Source organism: Halalkalibacter wakoensis JCM 9140 (assembly GCF_000513095.1).
Lineage (GTDB): Bacteria > Bacillota > Bacilli > Bacillales > Bacillaceae_D > Halalkalibacter > Halalkalibacter wakoensis.
Map to the genome: position 1 here is coordinate 1 of NZ_BAUT01000165.1, position 1,213 is coordinate 1,213.

General features: G+C 52.3%; 1 rRNA gene. It reads right to left on the reverse strand.

What is annotated here, in order from left to right:
- Positions 1–1,212, reverse strand: a 23S ribosomal RNA gene (locus JCM9140_RS21960); the annotation flags it as partial.
- Position 1,213: the final 1 nt, after the last annotated feature.

Here is a 1,213-nt window from a genome sequence, read left to right on the forward strand (position 1 = left end):
AATCCATAGCTTCGGTGATACGTTTAGCCCCGGTACATTTTCGGCGCAGAGTCACTCGACCAGTGAGCTATTACGCACTCTTTAAATGGTGGCTGCTTCTAAGCCAACATCCTGGTTGTCTGGGCAACTCCACATCCTTTTCCACTTAACGTATACTTTGGGACCTTAGCTGATGGTCTGGGCTGTTTCCCTCTTGACTACGGATCTTAGCACTCGCAGTCTGACTCCCGAGGATAAGTATTTGGCATTCGGAGTTTGACTGAATTCGGTAATCCTGTGGGGACCCCTAGTCCAATCAGTGCTCTACCTCCAATACTCTTCCCTCGAGGCTAGCCCTAAAGCTATTTCGGGGAGAACCAGCTATTTCCGAGTTCGATTGGCATTTCACCCCTACCCACACCTCATCCCCGCACTTTTCAACGTGCGTGGGTTCGGGCCTCCATTCAGTGTTACCTGAACTTCACCCTGGACATGGTAGATCACACGGTTTCGGGTCTACGACCACGTACTATTTCGCCCTATTCAGACTCGCTTTCGCTGCGGCTCCGCCTATTCAGCTTAACCTTGCACGGGATCGTAACTCGCCGGTTCATTCTACAAAAGGCACGCTGTCACCCGTAAATGGGCTCCAACTAGTTGTAGGCACACGGTTTCAGGATCTCTTTCACTCCCCTTCCGGGGTGCTTTTCACCTTTCCCTCACGGTACTGGTTCACTATCGGTCACTAGGGAGTATTTAGCCTTGGGAGATGGTCCTCCCGGATTCCGACGGGGTTTCACGTGTCCCGCCGTACTCAGGATCCGTCTCGGAGAGACGAGGATTTCGGCTACAGGGCTGTTACCTTGTACCGCGGATCTTTCCAGATCGCTTCACCTATCCTCGTCTTTTCTTACTCCGTATGAGACGTCCTACAACCCCAAGAGGCAAGCCTCTTGGTTTGGGCTGTTTCCGTTTCGCTCGCCGCTACTTCAGGAAATCGCATTTGCTTTCTCTTCCTCTGGGTACTTAGATGTTTCAGTTCCCCAGGTCTGCCTCCTCGTATCCTATGTATTCAGATACGGGTACCATCCCATTACGGATGGTGGGTTCCCCCATTCGGATATCCTCGGATCAAAGCTTACTTACAGCTCCCCGAGGCGTTTCGCCGTTCGTCGCGTCCTTCTTAGGCTCCTAGTGCCAAGGCATCCACCGTGCGCCCTTTCTAACTTAACCA